The sequence below is a fragment of the Neorhizobium phenanthreniclasticum genome (genome assembly GCF_040066075.1).
GTDB classification, from domain to species: domain Bacteria; phylum Pseudomonadota; class Alphaproteobacteria; order Rhizobiales; family Rhizobiaceae; genus Neorhizobium; species Neorhizobium petrolearium.
Map to the genome: position 1 here is coordinate 16,545 of NZ_JBEAAL010000031.1, position 14,780 is coordinate 31,324.

Genomic DNA, 14,780 nt, shown 5'->3' on the forward strand with positions numbered 1-14,780 from the left:
AATCAGCGCAACCAAACCGCTATCGACGCGATAATTATTTATCAACAGGCCCTAATGCAGACGATGCAGGTTTAGTCGAGGGTTTCGCGGCAGATCATCTGAACAAGTTCCTGCAGTTTTCTGGCCCGCTCGACTAACCACTCCAGTTCCTCAGCTTCGATTGCGTAGCTCGGTGAGTATCGCGCCTCGACGTAAGCGCGCGACAGCAACTCAAAGCGGCGGCGCGCGATACGAGTGTCACGAGGCCAAGCGGCGATTAGCCTTTTATCAAGCTCCTCGGATTTTGACCGCAGGATTTTAAGGCGATGAGATTTTGCACTGTAAAGGGTCAGGACCTCAAGTGCGCAATGATAGAGCGCCTCGACTGTCTGGTGTAAAAGAAACGCCGAATAGTTTTCATGTCCCTTCCCCAACGCAGATCTAGCCGTCGTCGATGCATCGACCAATTTCATCCATTTCGCGTAGTGCTGTTTCGCCTCGGCAAGACGTTCTTCCTTGGTCAACACCTTTGGCTCAGCGAGAGGATTACGATTGTCTGCATATAAGACTTTGCCGTCTCTTGCGATATCCACAAAGAAGGGCCGCCCACGCGACAGTTGATCGTTAACATCCTGAAGGCTATGCACGATTGGTACGACTGGCGTCTCAATCCGGTGGCCTATCTGCTCCTGCAAGAATCTTTCTTCCAGCGCAAGCCACAATTCCTGTTCCTGAGCAAAACTCTCTGAATTGACGACGATTAGAATGTCATAGTCGGAGCGATACCCGCTCAGTCTATCCTCGACCCAGTCACCACGGGCATAGGATCCGAAAAGAATGACCTTGAGGATTTTCCCACTGGCTTTCTTAGCTGATTGTTTGGCCGACCTGAACTGTTCGATCTCAAAGAAGATGATCTCCAGCGCGCGGGCGAGCTCGCGCCGTTTGTTGGCCGGCAAATAGTCAAGAACATCAGTCAGGGTCAAAGCCGCATCAAAGCCTTCGATAGGATTCGAATCCATAGTAGCGGTTAGCCCCATACAACGCATGCCTACAATTTAGCGAGTGCGGCGGCGAAACACAACCGTCAGGACCCCGTGGCCAGGGCGAGCCCGTGCATGACCCATGATCGTGGTAACGCATGAAAAGGGTTTCGCACGAAAGGTTGCAGATCGCGTCTTCTTCATGGAAGCGGGCGAGGTCATAGAGGTTAAAGAGCCCGATGCATTCTTCGACGCTCCGGAGCATGACAGCACGCGGCGGTTTCTGACGAACATCATGCACTAGAGCTCTTGCGGTGACGGTACATGCAGAAGAATGCCAAGCCGCGGGAAACTGTTGCGGCTGTCGGTTACGGGCGTAACGCTATATTCGGGCGGCAGCAGCGCCAGCTTCGTGGTGTCGGGAATTCGGTTTCGAAAGGACGGAACGCTGGGAAAGCTGCAGGAAACGCTGAATTTGTCTTTTACCGACGAGAGACAAACTCAAAAGTGAGAGCATCAGTGCCTGACGAACGCAGCCCCCAAAGCAGAGCCGTGATTCACGACAGGCGCTCAAACCAAGAGCACTTTAAGGAAAATCGACCAGACTCACACGGAGGTCATTGATGACCGCGGCGAGCCCTGGTGCGCCGATCAACGGCACGACCCGGGCTGGCGCCAGCTTGGAGACGGCACGCCCGAAGACGGCGATATTCGTATGGCCGTTCAGGCGAGATGGATAGATGATGCCGTCGGGAAGCGACTGGTGCTCGTGGAACGCAAGCGCCCAGGAGCGCGCAAGGCTCTGACGCGAGGATTTCGCCACGTCAGTTGGCACCCCCATCCTGATGGCGTGATCGTTACGTAGGTCAACAAGGCTGAGGTCTACGACCGTCTCGATCTCAGCGTAGCGCCGCGCGTGGATTTCTTTTTCCTCAATCGGAAGATCGCCCATAAGACCGTCGCGGCGATCACGCAGGACCGCCTCAAGGAAACAGACCTTGAGTGTTTCGCCAAGATAGAGAACGCCAAAACGCTTCGTCGCGTCACGCCGGCGCGGATCGCTGAAACGGCTCGCCGTCTTTCCAAATCCCAGCGGGTCCGGAAAGGCGCTTCCGTAGATCCGGCCAAAGCGACGCCCTGAAGGGATCGTTTCGATATCGAGCGGCTGACGCTCGAAACCGGCAGGCGGCTTGAGACCCGCCATTTAGCGAAAGTCACCGCGGGCAATGCCCTCGGCTGCGGCGACCACGTCGCTATCCTGGCCCCGCTTCAAGGCGTCGAGCCCGGTACGACCGTCAAGCGCGCCGTGGGGCGAAACAAGGAAGCGGTAAACGGCCCAGGCACCCGCCAGGATCTCGTGCAATTTTGGAAGCGCCGCATAGGGCCGGCCGTCCTGATCGAGCTGCCAGGCCGGGAAACGGAACCCTCGCTTGGCGCCATCCAGGCCGAGCACCTGGCCGTTTTGGCGCTTTGTATTGACCGTGACCCGCGAAACGCCAAGAAGATCGGAAAAGGCCTCGGCGCTCAGCATGTCGTCCTCGCTGAGGATTTCCGCAACGCGGCGACGGCCGCGCTCTCGTGCGTCGGACAGGGCTGCCTTCAGTTCGTCATCCGGTTCGCCAGCCTCTTCGGCCGGAAACGCACTGTCGCCAACCAGTGGGTCTTCCTCGACAATCGAAATTGTCTGCGCTCCGGCGCGCGGATCCACGACGACGCGGAAACTCACCTGATGGCCAGCCTTTTGGCTCAGCTGCACCGCCTTGGTATACTGATTGAGCAACGCTTTTTCGAAATCGGCCTTGCGGGGCAGCTTCATCGATAGCGCGATATTTGGGGTTTCGGTTGCTGTCGTTTTCGTGACGGGCATGACAATCCACCTTTCGAAAATAATGTAGCCAGTCGTTGTCGGCTCGTCAAGTTCGTTAAATTCGTAAAGGCAATCGACCGACCTATCCAGACCAGTGTGTTTCCCAGAAAGCCTACCGCTCTTGAGGGGAACAGAACCAACGACGCCTTACTCAGAGGGGTTAAGTGCTTGATAGGACGGGCTTTGGGGGATAACGCCGATTTATGAAACTTGGTTGGGTGTAAAATGTGTACCGGCGCTATATCTCATCGCCGGTCGGTAATGGTGACATAACGCTTGCCGGAATCACACCTCACAGCCTTTCGCTGGCATGGCCCTCGGTCAACGTCGAACGGTCAGTCGCGGATGAGAGTAACTGCTGTTCGGCGATTAATCCGCTCGTAGCGGCGGCAGCGGCTTGCCGGCCAGCGATGAGGCCAAGTCCGATCGCCGTCAACAGTCCGTTTCCGGACAGATAACCGGACGCCTCATTGCCCGAAACGCCGCAAGCAGCGCCGCCTGCGGCATAAAGATTGGGCATCGGCCTGCCACTTTCACCGATCACGCGCGCGGACGTATCGACGACGAGGCCACCTTGCGTATGGAATAGGGCCCCGGTAACCTTCACGGCGCAATAGGGAGCCTGGAGCTCCGGCACATCTCTGAAGGAACGGCCGAAGGGGTCCGAGGCGCCGCCTTTCGCGTAGGACCGAACGTTTTCGAAGTTCGCCACAAGCACGTCGGCCGGCACGTTCATCAGAGTAGCAAGCGCCGGAATGGTATCCGCCGTCAGGACAGCGTCCATGCCTTCCGCGCGGCGAAAATCCTCGAACTGTCGGGTGATGCCTGCGATACGACTGTCGAACACCGACCAGGCGATCTGTTCGGGCTGGCGCAGCACCTCGGCTGCCTGTTCCGAATAGCCCTTCGCCTCGTTGCTGAAGCGCTCGCCCTCGACATTCACCTGAAAACCGCCTTCGGTGATCGTCGCCCAGGAAATCAGGATACCGGCCGGATGCGCAACCGAGCCGTGACCCTGATGACCGTTCAGATGCCGGCTCTTTGCACCCAGCGCCTCACCCCAGATCAGCGCATCGCCCTGATTTCCAGGATGGCCGAAATAAAGAGCGTCGGCCAGCGAGGTGATGTGCTTTGCCGCCAGCTCCTTGTTGCCGCCATAACCGTTGCACGCAAGCACGAGGGTGTCGCAGCCGACCTCTTCGGAACTGCCGTCCGGACGCTCGAAACGCAGGCCAAACACCCTGCTCTCCTTATCGGCGAAAAGCTCCGTGACATGAGCGTTACAGAGAACCGGAATCCCTGCATTCTCGACGGCTTCGCGTAGCGCATCGATCAGTTCCTCGCCGGAACGCGTTGGCAAACCATGCATGCGCCGCGCCGAATGACCAGGATAGGAGAAATCCGCAACGACCGAGAATTTCAGCCCGTATGTATCCGCTAGCCATTCCAGCGCCGGCCCTGTCGTGCGGGTGACAAGATCGACAATCTCGGCATCCGGTTCGTCATGCGCCTTCTTCATCACGTCGCGCGCAAAACTGTTTGCATCGTCGGAGATGCCAGCTTCGGCCTGCCATCGGGTCGCAGCGGCCGGCACCAGGCCAGCGGAAAGGGCGGTAGAACCGCGCGGCAGAGGATCGCGTTCGAGGACCAGAACCTCGGCACCTGCTTCATGCGCGGCAAGCGCGGCCACCATGCCAGCCGCACCTCCGCCGATGATCACTACCGGCACGGAATAATCGAACTCCCGGCTCTCTATCCGCGTCACCTTGGCCATTCTCGTCTCTCCGTTCCCGCATTGCAGACAGCTATCTGTCATTTTTGGAGGACAATAATCTGTATTATTTTTAAAACAACATTTGATTTTCGCGATCGCCCGTGCCTAGATTTGGAAAAAGGGAACGGAAGGAGGGCATCGTGCCAGGCATCGATGCTGGAGGCGGCAAAACGCTTTTCGACAAGGTTTTCGACGCGCATGTGGTCGTCAGGCGCGAGGACGGCCAATGTCTTCTGTGGATCGACCGGCACTTCCTGCATGAAGGCTCGTTCCACGCATTCAACAAGCTGAAGGACCGTGATGCGGAGGTCACTCGTCCGGACCTGACCTTCGGCATCGAGGACCATTATGTCCCAACCCGCACTCGGGATCTAAGCAAGATCGATCCGGCTATCCGGGGCATGATCGAGCAGCTGCGCGGCAATAGCGAACGCCATGGGTTGCGCCTCTTCGATCTCGACGACCCCGGACAGGGCATCGTGCATGTTGTCGGCCCGGAACAGGGGCTTACCTTGCCAGGCCTCACCATGGTCTGCGGCGATAGCCACACCGCTACCCACGGCGCTTTCGGGGCCATCGCCTTCGGCATCGGCGCTTCGGAAGTCGCGCATGTGCTGATGACACAAACACTCTGGCAGAAGAAGCCGAAGCGGATGCGCGTGACCGTCGATGGCACGTTGGCGCCGGGTGTCACGGCCAAGGATATCGCACTGTCGATCATCGCCAAGATCGGCGCGGACGGCGCGGCCGGTCATGCGATCGAATATGCTGGCTCGGCGATCCGTGGTCTTTCCATGGAAGGCCGATTGACGCTCTGCAATCTTTCCATCGAGGCCGGTGGCCGTTGCGGTATGGTCGCCCCCGACCAGACGACCGTCGACTATCTTCGCGGCCGGCCATTTGCACCACAGGGCGAGGCTTTCGAGGCCGCTGGGAAGGATTGGCTGGCGTTGGCCAGCGATCCGGATGCCGTTTTCGACCGCGAAGTCCTGTTTGATGCCACCGAGATCGCCCCCGTCGTCACCTGGGGCATCACGCCGGAAGATGCATCGCCTATTACCGCAACCGTGCCGGACCCGGAACAGATTGCCGATCCTGCCCGCGCCGCGCAGGTTCGCGATGCGCTGGATTACATGGACATCAGGCCCGGCCAGAGCCTCACTGATATTCGTATCGACCGGGTTTTCATCGGCTCCTGCACCAACAGCCGCATCGAGGATATCCGCGCAGCCGCCGCAATTCTCGCCGGCCGCAAAGCCAAGGTACCGGGCCTTGTTTCGCCGGGTTCGATGCTGGTGAAGAAGCAAGCCGAAGAAGAAGGATTGGACCGCATTATCCGCGACGCCGGCCTGGAATGGGTTGATGCGGGCTGTTCCATGTGCGTGGGCATGAATGGCGATCTCGTGCCGCCCGGCGAACGCTGCGCCTCCACCACCAACCGCAATTTCCGCGGCCGGCAGGGGCCGGGCTCGCGCACGCACCTCATGTCACCGGCCATGGTCGCGGCTGCCGCAGTCACCGGTCACCTGACAGACATGCGCCAGTTGATGCGCGAACCGGTTTCGGCCGGAAACTGAGGGGGAGGGAGCGCCATGAAGCCGTTCAAGACTCTGGATGCCATCGCCTGCCCCCTGCCCCAATCGAATGTCGATACCGACCAGTTGATCCCGGCCCGTTTCATGAAACGCTCGCGCGCCGATGGCTATGGCGGCTTCCTGCTCTATGACCTGCGTTTCGACGAGAACGGCGAGCCGAAGACCGATTGCCCGCTCAACGATACCATTCGTCAAGGAGCGCAGATCCTAGTCAGCCGCCGCAATTTCGGCAGCGGTTCCTCCCGCGAAGCTGCCGTTTATGCGCTGGTGGATTATGGGGTCAGCTGCGTCATCGCCCCGTCCTACGGTGACATCTTCGCCTCCAACGCGGTCAATAACGGTCTTCTGCCAGCGGTGGTCAGCGAAGAGGATTGCGAGGCGCTGCTGGCCGGCCTGCAGGATGGTGCCGACACGGCGACCGTCGATCTCGAAGCGCTGACGATCCGTTGTGCCAATCTCGTCGTGCCTTTTACCGTCGATCCGGTCTGGCGCACCAAGCTCCTGAACGGCTGGGACGATATCGACCTGACCCGCAGCCATTCCGAAGCAATCGCCGCCTTTGCCGCCGCGGACCGCGAGAGGCGACCCTGGATGCAGCCGAACCGGCCGACCACCGCGAAACCGGAGGCCTGATCGTGACGCTCGCCTTCTCGCCCGGTCGCATCGGTTCCCTGACATTGGCAAATCGCATCGTCATGCCGCCGATGCAGCGGTACGAAGGCACGGCGGAAGGCTTCGCGACCGATTATCACGTCAACCATTATGCGCGCCGCGCCCGCGGCGGTGTCGGCCTGGTCATCCTGGAATCGACGGCGATTTCGCCGGAGGGCCGGCTGATGGGCGACGATATCGGCATTTTCTCCCAAGCCCACGCGCTTGCTCTTTCAAGGATCGCAGCGGCGGTAAAGGCGGAGGGCGCCCCGGCGCTGGTGCAACTCAGCCATGGCGGTCGCAAGTCCCGGCCCTATGGCGGCGGGCCGCTGCTGGCACCGAGCGCGGTCGCCTATGACGAGCGCTACGGCATGCCGCAGGCGATGACGGAAGCCGACATCGAAAAACTGATCGCCGACTTTCGCATCGCCGCACGTCGAGCCATCGACAGCGGCTTTGCAGGTGTCGAGTTGCATGCCGCACACGGCTATCTTCTACACCAGTTCCTGTCGCCGCTCAGCAATCGCCGTGACGACGAATACGGCGGAGATGAAGACCGCCGCGCTGTACTGCCTGCCCGCATCATCCGTGCCGTCCGGGACGAACTCGGGCCGCAACCGGTCGTCACCATGCGCATCAGCGCCAGCGACAATGCAGACAGTGGCCTGACGCCCGAGATGGCGGCACGGGCGCTGTCTTACCTTGCCGGCCACGGGCTCGATGCCGTGCATGTTTCCGCCGGCGGCCTTGTGCCACCGGCTGCGCAGACAATGCCACTGGTCGAATCCCTCGCCTGCGCCGAGATCATCCGCAGCGCTCTTTCCATTCCGGTGATCGCTGTGGGAGGCATCAACAACCTAGCCGACGTCGAGGCCATCCTGTCGACCGGCAAGGCCGATTTCGTCGCGATCGGCCGGCCCCTGCTAATATATCCGGATCTCAGCCGCATTCTTTAATGAAGACGGTTGACACGGCATCAAATCTGTATTCTCAATAAGACAACTAAATGTCTTATAAAAAAGACAATCGGGAACGCTACAATGTCTTCGACCATGGAACCTCTGAAGGCGAGACGACTCTACCTCTTGCTGCGGGAACAAATCCTGCGCGGAGAAGTGGCGATCGACGAGCGCCTGCCGAGCGAGCCGGCGCTGGCGCAGGAACATGGTGTTTCACGCGTCACCGTGCGGCGCGCGCTCGACAAGCTCGCCAGCGACGGCATGATCGAACGGCGGCCAGGGTCCGGCACCTTCGTCAGCGGGGGCAAGACCAGCATGCCGGTCGTCGCAGACTTCTCGAACGTGCTAACCCACCTCGTCGAAATGGGCCGCAAGACGGGCGTACGGCTGATTTCGTTTGCCTATGTCAACGCGACGCCGGCTATGGCGGAAGAGCTACGGCTCGATCCCGGCGAACGGCTGCAGCGGTCCGTTCGTGTCCGCCTCATCGATGGCCAGCCGTTTTCCTATCTCGTCACCCACGTGCCGGAGCGGATCGGCATGTCCTATTCGGAAGCCGATCTCGCCTCGACGCCACTGCTGGAACTGCTGGAACGCTCCGGCCTCGTCGCCGAGCGGGCGACACAGGTGATCGGCGCGACGCTGGCCGGGCCGGAAGCGGCCGGCGCGCTTGACCTCGATATCGGCGCGGCACTTCTGTCGATGACGCGTGTCGTCTTCGAGCCTTCCGGCCGCGGCATCGAGCACCTTCAGGCGCTCTACCGGCCGGATCGCTACTCTTTCCATATGGATCTCGAACGCACCGGAGCCGATGGCGCCCGGCGCTGGACACCTGCCGATGCCGTGCGCGCATCGGAACAGAACAACGAAAACAAGAAGAATACCCGCACCAAGCGGCCGCCCCCTCAGAGGAGAACAAAACCATGAAATTTATCGATACGACATTGAACCGCAGAACAGCCCTGAAGGGTGGCGCAGCCGCCCTCGCAACCATGGCCGCCCCGGCAATCGTCCGTGGTGCCGAACCCTCACCGATAAAGGTCGGCATTCTGCAGCCGGTCACCGGTGCATTGGCTCAGGATGGTGAATACGGCCGCATGGGCGCCGAACTCGCCATCGAGGACATCAACAAGGCCGGCGGTATCAAGTCGCTCGGCGGCGCCAAGATCGAAATGGTCTTCGGTGATGCGCGCTCCACGCCGGAAGCCGGCACGCAGGAAGTCGAGCGCATGCAGGAAGCCGGCGTTTCGGCGATAATCGGCGGTTTCGCCAGTCCGATCTGCCTTGCCGGTTCGCAGGCTGCTGCTCGCTACGACCTACCCTATATCGTCGATGTCGGCGTGACCGATCAGATCATCCAGCGCGGCCTGAAGAACACGTTCCGCTTCGCACCGGGCTTCTCGCTTTGCACGGGCGCCGCGATCCAGAACCTCGTCAAGATCAACGAGGCTTCCGGCAAGGCAGCCAAGACCGTCGCCCTCGTGCACGAAGACGGCCTGTTCGGCTCGGGTCTCGCCAAGCTGATGGCTGCCGAACTGCCGAAATACGGTTTCGAAATCCTCGAACTGATCGCTGTTCCGACCCCTTCGCGCGATCTTTCCAACGTCGTCCTGCGCCTGCGTTCGCTCAACCCCGATCTCGTCATCCCGAGCACCTATTATGGTGAGACCGTGCTTCTGGCCCGCACCATGCAACAGCAGCGCGTTCGCCCGAAGGGAGTCTACAGCGTGCTGAACGGCGCGGCCTCCAACCGCCGCTTCGTCAAGGAGTTCCCGGAAGCAGCCGAAAACGTCATGGACTGCAACCACTGGCACGACCCGCGCAACGAAAAGGCCGTCGCACTGCAGAAGCGTGTGGAAGCCGCCGGCAAGATCTACAACTACAACGTCCCGCTCAACTATTCATGCGTCGGCCTCCTTGCCGATGCGATCGAGCGTGCCGCTTCGGGCGACCGCAAGAAGATCATCGAGGCACTCGGCACCTCGACCTTTGCCGGCCACCTGATGCCTTACGGCGCAACCAAGTTCGAAAACGGCCAGAACATGGGCGCAGCTCCGGTTTCGACCCAGGTTCAGGGCGGTGACATCAAGGTCGTCTTCCCGGAAACCTTCGCGAACGCCAAGCCGAAGTTCCCGGCCAACGGCTGATCGCCATCCAGTCGATGCCCGGGCCTGCCGTTACGCGGGCGCGGGCGATTGCCGGCCGAATGACGCGGGATAGAGCATGTTTTCTCCTACCATCATCATCGAAGCGATGATCAACGGGCTTTTGACCGGCGCGATCTATGCGCTGGTCGCCCTTGGTCTGACACTGGTCTACGGTGTGCTTCACATCATCAATTTTGCGCATGGAGCAACGCTCGCGGCTGCCATGTTCGCCGTCTGGGGCCTGAATGCCGCTTTCGGAATCGATACATACTGGACGATCCCGATCGTCACGCCTGCATTCTTCGTTCTTGGTTATGTGGTGCAGCGCTTCGTTATCGGCCCGGCAGCACATGGTGACGATGGCAGTATCCTGCTCATCACGCTTGGCATTTCCATCCTGATCGAAAACGCGTTGTTGGCCGGATTTGGCTCGGATACCCGCTCGATCCCCTCGGATTTTTCGTTTGCGATCGTCGAGGCCGGCCCGTTTCTACTGTCGAGTGCCCGCCTCGTCGGTGCAGCCGGTTCGCTGGTGGTGGCAATCCTGTTCTGGCTGCTGATGAGCCGCACGGACACCGGCAAGGCAATCCGCGCCGTGGCGCGTGAAAAGCTCGGCGCCAATCTCGTCGGCATCAATGTAGGGCATATCTACGCCATCACCTTCGGATTGGGCTGCGCGGCGCTCGCCGTTGCGGCAAGCCTGCTGATGCCGACCTTCTACGTTAATCCGCGCATCGGCGGCGCTTTCGTCAACATCGCCTTCACCGTCGTGGTACTCGGCGGCATGGGCTCCATTCCAGGCGCCATGGCCGGCGGCCTGATCATCGGCATGGTGGAGAGTCTGAGCGGCTTGCTGCTCGGGGAAAGCCTCGGTCAGATCGGCATCTTCATCATCTTCATTCTGGTCCTGCTCCTGCGTCCGACCGGCCTGTTCGGAGCCAAAGCATGATCGGACGCGGTTATCTTCCCATCATCCTGGTCACCCTGCTTATCGCGGCAACCCCGCTGGTGATCTCGTCGAATTCGTTCTTCAACTTCACCGTTCTGGTACTGATTATCGCGCTTGCCGCGCAGGGCTGGAACCTGCTCGGCGGCATCGGCGGACAGACCTCCTTCGGTCATTCGATGTTCTTCGGCATCGGCGCTTATACCGCCTCGATGCTCCAGACTCATCTCGGCGTGAATGCCTGGCTCTCGCTGGTCGCAGCGATTGCCGCCGGCGCGCTGGCTGGCCTGATCGTCGGTTTCCTTAGTTTCCGTGCAGGCCTTCGCGGATCATATTTCGCACTGGTGACGCTCGCATTCGCAGAACTGCTGCGCGTGCTCGCCAATGCCTCGGAACTGACGGGTGGAGCGGCCGGCCTGCTGCTGAAGCTCGATCTGGGCTTCGCCAACATGCAGTTCTCCAGCCGCCCGACCTTCATGCTGCTGGCGCTCGTCTTCGTATTCGCCAGTCTCGTCATCACCCAGAAGATCGTCAATTCCCGCTTCGGCGCACATCTCGTCGCCGTACGCGAGAACGAGGACGCGGCCAAGGCGCTCGGCGTCGATGTGCTGACCGTCAAACTGAAGGCCATCAGCCTTTCCGGCGCCATGACGGCGGCGGCCGGCGTGCTCTACGTCCAATATTTTCTTTATATCGACGCCGGTATCGCCTTCGGTATCTGGATTTCGATCGAGGCGTTGCTTGCACCGATGGTCGGCGGCCGCGGGATGGTGCTTGGGCCTCTGATTGGCGCCTTCACGCTGCACGGCCTTGGCGAAATCACCAAGAGCTTTGCGGGCCGCGTACCCGGCATAGACCTGATCGTCTTCGCCATCGTGCTGATCGTCGTGATTGCCTTTGCCTCCAGCGGTATCCTCGGCCTTCTCAAGAAACTGGCCGACCGCTTTTCCTCGAAGGGAGGTGCGTGATGCTTAAGGTTGAGAACGCCACCATGCGTTTCGGCGGCCTCATCGCCGTCAACAATGCCTCGCTGGACGTCAGAGAAGGCTCGATCACCGGTCTGATCGGCCCGAACGGCGCCGGCAAGACCACCCTGTTTGCCATCATCGCCGGCTTCCTGAAGCCGACGGAAGGCGCGATCTCGCTTTACGGCAAGGACATCACCACCGAGCAGCCCCACAGGCGCGCCATCTCCGGTATTGCCCGCACATTCCAGATCGTGCAGCCCTTTGCGGGTCTCAACGTGCATGAAAACATCACTGTTGGCGCTTATCTTCGGCATGCAAAGCCTTCCGATGCCGTCGAAAAAGCCCGTGACGTCGCCCGCCAGGTCGGCCTTGAAAAGGACCTGGAAAAATCCGCCGCGAGCCTGACGGTCGCCGGTCGTAAGCGGCTGGAGTTGGCGCGTGCGCTCGCCACCGAACCGAAGATCCTGCTGCTTGATGAAGTGCTCGCGGGTCTCAACCCTTCGGAAATCCGCGACATCATCCCGGTCATCCGCACGATCCGTAATAGCGGTGTCACCATCCTGATGATCGAACACGTGATGCAGGCGGTGATGAACCTGTGCGAACACGTCTACGTGCTGGCCCAGGGCAAGATGATCGCGGAGGGCACGCCGACGGTGGTCTGCAACGACCAAGCCGTGATCGAGGCCTACCTTGGCAAGGGTTCCGCAGAGCGGATTGCACGCCAGAGCGCAGAGAATACGGGAGGCCCGAATGCTTGAAGTCAAAGGCCTTCGCGCCGGCTATGGCGCCGTCGAGGTGCTGCGCGGCATCGACATTTCCGTCAGCAAAGGTGAGATCGTTGCGGTCCTAGGTGCCAACGGCGTCGGCAAGACGACGCTGAACAAGGCGCTGTCTGGCGTCCTGCCGGTAACGGCAGGACGCATTGTCTTCGACGGTGTCCCCCTCAGTGGCTCGTCGACGGCTGCAGTTGATGCGGGCCTGATCCATGTGCCGGAAGGCCGCAAGATCTTCCCAAACATGACCGTGCTCGAAAATATCGAGCTCGGCAGCTATCGCCGCGGCAAGAAGAACCGCACCCGCAATCTGGAAAACGTCTTCGCCACCTTCCCGCGCCTCAAGGAGCGCACGGGCCAGGCAGCCGGCACGCTTTCCGGAGGCGAGCAGCAGATGCTGGCAATCGGTCGCGGCATGATGGCCGAACCGAAACTTCTGATCCTCGACGAACCCTCGCTCGGCCTTTCGCCGCTGCTGGTCGAGGAGATGTTCAACCTCGTGCGCCGGCTGAACCAGGACGGCCTGCCGGTCATGCTGGTGGAGCAGAACGTCGTTCAGTCGCTGGAGATCGCCTCACGCGCCTACATCGTCGAGAACGGCACGATCACAATGTCCGGCACGGCGGCGGAAATTTCCGCCAATCCGGAACTGAAGCGGGCCTATCTCGGGCTTTAGCCCGGGTTAGAATGAGGAGGACACGATCATGACCATCGTTACCCGAAACATCATTACTCCGGGCATCGTTCCCGCATCCGTGCTTCTGGCCGAACCCCGGCCTGACTGGCTGACTCGATGGGGCCGTTTCGGCGTGACGCTGGGCTTCGACAAGCTCCAGCCGGAACTGGTCGCCCAGACAAAACTTGTTCTGCTCGATTGCATCGGCGCCATGGCATCCGGCATGCAGGAGCCGGAACTGCTGAAACTCGCAGGACGCCTCGCCAAACGCGGTCGCGGCGACGTAGCGGCTGTCGGTGCCGGCATTTCGCTGCGCGGCGACGATGCGGCTTTCATCAACGGTACAGCCGGCACCGCACTGGAGCTGGATGAAGGCAACTCGTTCGCACGCGGCCATCCCGGCATACATGTTCTGCCGGCGGCATTGTCGACCGCGCTTGCCGGTGGCAAGAGCGGCAGGGATTTCATGACCGCCTTCATCCTCGGTTACGAAGTGGGCGCGCGGGCGGGGGCTGCCTGCCGCCTGCGCCCCACCGTTCATCCACATGGAACATGGGGAACGATCGGCGCGGCTTTTGCGACCGCCCTGCTTGATGGAGCCGACGAGGAAGCTCTGATCGAGACGGTCAATGTTTCCGCGACACTCAGCGTCGGCGCCAGCCTGCGCGCAATGTTGGAAGGCGCCACCGTGCGCAACAGCTTCTGCGGTTTTTCCAACCGCAACGGCATGATGGCCTGGGATATGGTCGCTTCCGGCTTCAAGGGTGAGATCGACTCTGTCTGCACCGTTTATAGCGGCATCCTCGCCGAGGGTTTCAAGCCGGAAATGATGGCGGATGAACTCGGTAGTCGTTACGAGATCCAGCGCAACTATTTCAAGCGCCACGCCGCCTGCCGCTTTACCCATGGTTCGCTCGATGTCGTCCGGTCGCTGATCACGGCCCACGGCAGGATCGGGCCTGAAGACATCGCTTCGATCGAGGTCGAGACCTATGCCTACGCGGCACAGCTAGACAGTCTCGAACCCTCCAACATGCTGGCGGCAAAGTTCTCGCTGCCGTTCGCGGTCGCCACGACGATCATCAACGGCGAAGCCTCCGTGCCGGCTTTCCGCCAAGCCTCTGTCGACAACGAGACGATCCGCGCGCTGGCCCGCAAGGTCTCGGTCCGCGAAAAACTGGAATACACCGCCATGCTGCCGGACAAACGCCCGGCGCACCTGACCATCCGCCTCGCCGACGGCCGCGTGCTGGCTGCGGAGACCATGACCAATCGCGGCGATGCGGTCGATCCCTACACCCCGGATGAGGTCCGCGCGAAGTTCTTCGAGCTTGCCGTCCCGGTCTGGGGCAAGGCCCATGCCGATCGCATTCTGAATGCCATTGAAACGATCGAAACGGCGCCGGACCTGAAAGGCCTCAACAACCTGCTTGCCCAGCCTGCGATCAAGGAAGCCTGA

The 14,780-nt window shown here is 60.8% G+C and carries 14 protein-coding genes and 1 pseudogene; 11 read left to right on the forward strand and 4 right to left on the reverse strand.

From position 1 onward, the window contains the following. Positions 1–71: 71 nt before the first annotated feature. Positions 72–1,001, reverse strand: a complete 930-nt coding sequence (locus tag ABK249_RS28285) for a nucleotidyltransferase domain-containing protein (protein ID WP_227705615.1) — start codon at positions 999–1,001, stop codon at positions 72–74. Between the two features lie 103 nt (positions 1,002–1,104). Between ABK249_RS28285 and glnQ the strand changes: the two are divergent. Beyond that, positions 1,105–1,266 (forward strand): annotated as a pseudogene (gene glnQ, locus ABK249_RS28290) (glutamine ABC transporter ATP-binding protein GlnQ); the annotation flags it as partial. A 282-nt stretch (positions 1,267–1,548) separates the two neighbouring features. Here the strand turns inward: glnQ and ABK249_RS28295 are convergent. The 3 genes from ABK249_RS28295 to ABK249_RS28305 form a co-directional block, all read right to left on the reverse strand. After that, a complete protein-coding gene (locus ABK249_RS28295; protein WP_348864655.1) occupies positions 1,549–2,166 on the reverse strand; it encodes an RES family NAD+ phosphorylase in 618 nt (205 codons plus the stop codon). After that, a complete protein-coding gene (locus tag ABK249_RS28300; protein ID WP_037146383.1) occupies positions 2,167–2,829 on the reverse strand; it encodes a hypothetical protein in 663 nt (220 codons plus the stop codon). A 292-nt stretch (positions 2,830–3,121) separates the two neighbouring features. After that, positions 3,122–4,603, reverse strand: a complete 1,482-nt coding sequence (locus ABK249_RS28305) for an FAD-dependent oxidoreductase (RefSeq protein ID WP_081952622.1) — start codon at positions 4,601–4,603, stop codon at positions 3,122–3,124. 140 nt (positions 4,604–4,743) lie between these two features. On the opposite strand from ABK249_RS28305, the gene leuC reads away from it, so the two are divergent. From leuC to ABK249_RS28355, 10 genes are all read left to right on the forward strand, one after another. Next, on the forward strand, positions 4,744–6,180 hold the full coding sequence (gene leuC, locus ABK249_RS28310; RefSeq protein ID WP_227705614.1) for a 3-isopropylmalate dehydratase large subunit: 1,437 nt from the start codon (positions 4,744–4,746) through the stop codon (positions 6,178–6,180). Between the two features lie 15 nt (positions 6,181–6,195). After that, the gene (gene leuD, locus ABK249_RS28315; protein WP_037144993.1) at positions 6,196–6,831 is read left to right on the forward strand and encodes a 3-isopropylmalate dehydratase small subunit; all 636 of its coding nucleotides are present in this window, start codon (positions 6,196–6,198) and stop codon (positions 6,829–6,831) included. A 2-nt stretch (positions 6,832–6,833) separates the two neighbouring features. Further along, complete coding sequence (locus ABK249_RS28320; RefSeq protein WP_227705613.1) at positions 6,834–7,805, forward strand: oxidoreductase; 972 nt, start codon at positions 6,834–6,836, stop codon at positions 7,803–7,805. Between the two features lie 84 nt (positions 7,806–7,889). Beyond that, positions 7,890–8,735: a GntR family transcriptional regulator gene (locus ABK249_RS28325; RefSeq protein ID WP_037144988.1), complete on the forward strand. Its 846-nt coding sequence runs from the start codon at positions 7,890–7,892 to the stop codon at positions 8,733–8,735. Beyond that, entirely contained in the window at positions 8,732–9,955 is a 1,224-nt protein-coding gene (locus ABK249_RS28330) for an ABC transporter substrate-binding protein (RefSeq protein WP_037144985.1), read from the forward strand. The genes ABK249_RS28325 and ABK249_RS28330 overlap by 4 nt, the downstream gene beginning before the upstream one ends. Positions 9,956–10,031: 76 nt before the next feature. After that, a complete protein-coding gene (locus tag ABK249_RS28335) occupies positions 10,032–10,904 on the forward strand; it encodes a branched-chain amino acid ABC transporter permease (RefSeq protein ID WP_227705612.1) in 873 nt (290 codons plus the stop codon). Beyond that, positions 10,901–11,869, forward strand: coding sequence for a branched-chain amino acid ABC transporter permease (locus ABK249_RS28340; protein WP_348864657.1), 969 nt, complete (start codon positions 10,901–10,903; stop codon positions 11,867–11,869). Before ABK249_RS28335 ends, ABK249_RS28340 begins: the two co-directional genes overlap by 4 nt. Continuing rightward, the gene (locus tag ABK249_RS28345) at positions 11,869–12,630 is read left to right on the forward strand and encodes an ABC transporter ATP-binding protein (protein WP_227705610.1); all 762 of its coding nucleotides are present in this window, start codon (positions 11,869–11,871) and stop codon (positions 12,628–12,630) included. The genes ABK249_RS28340 and ABK249_RS28345 overlap by 1 nt, the downstream gene beginning before the upstream one ends. Continuing rightward, on the forward strand, positions 12,623–13,321 hold the full coding sequence (locus tag ABK249_RS28350) for an ABC transporter ATP-binding protein (RefSeq protein ID WP_037144968.1): 699 nt from the start codon (positions 12,623–12,625) through the stop codon (positions 13,319–13,321). The genes ABK249_RS28345 and ABK249_RS28350 overlap by 8 nt, the downstream gene beginning before the upstream one ends. Before the next feature lie 28 nt (positions 13,322–13,349). Then, entirely contained in the window at positions 13,350–14,780 is a 1,431-nt protein-coding gene (locus tag ABK249_RS28355; protein WP_348864658.1) for an MmgE/PrpD family protein, read from the forward strand.

Excerpts from the sequence above, each read along its gene's own strand:
- ABK249_RS28285 (WP_227705615.1), bottom strand. The coding sequence starts at position 1,001 with ATGGATTCGAATCCTATCGAAGGCTTTGATGCGGCTTTGACCCTGACT.
- ABK249_RS28295 (WP_348864655.1), bottom strand. The coding sequence starts at position 2,166 with ATGGCGGGTCTCAAGCCGCCTGCCGGTTTCGAGCGTCAGCCGCTCGAT.
- ABK249_RS28300 (WP_037146383.1), bottom strand. The coding sequence starts at position 2,829 with ATGCCCGTCACGAAAACGACAGCAACCGAAACCCCAAATATCGCGCTA.
- ABK249_RS28305 (WP_081952622.1), bottom strand. The coding sequence starts at position 4,603 with ATGGCCAAGGTGACGCGGATAGAGAGCCGGGAGTTCGATTATTCCGTG.
- leuD (WP_037144993.1), top strand. The coding sequence starts at position 6,196 with ATGAAGCCGTTCAAGACTCTGGATGCCATCGCCTGCCCCCTGCCCCAA.
- ABK249_RS28325 (WP_037144988.1), top strand. The coding sequence starts at position 7,890 with ATGTCTTCGACCATGGAACCTCTGAAGGCGAGACGACTCTACCTCTTG.
- ABK249_RS28330 (WP_037144985.1), top strand. The coding sequence starts at position 8,732 with ATGAAATTTATCGATACGACATTGAACCGCAGAACAGCCCTGAAGGGT.
- ABK249_RS28335 (WP_227705612.1), top strand. The coding sequence starts at position 10,032 with ATGTTTTCTCCTACCATCATCATCGAAGCGATGATCAACGGGCTTTTG.
- ABK249_RS28340 (WP_348864657.1), top strand. The coding sequence starts at position 10,901 with ATGATCGGACGCGGTTATCTTCCCATCATCCTGGTCACCCTGCTTATC.
- ABK249_RS28345 (WP_227705610.1), top strand. The coding sequence starts at position 11,869 with ATGCTTAAGGTTGAGAACGCCACCATGCGTTTCGGCGGCCTCATCGCC.
- ABK249_RS28350 (WP_037144968.1), top strand. The coding sequence starts at position 12,623 with ATGCTTGAAGTCAAAGGCCTTCGCGCCGGCTATGGCGCCGTCGAGGTG.
- ABK249_RS28355 (WP_348864658.1), top strand. The coding sequence starts at position 13,350 with ATGACCATCGTTACCCGAAACATCATTACTCCGGGCATCGTTCCCGCA.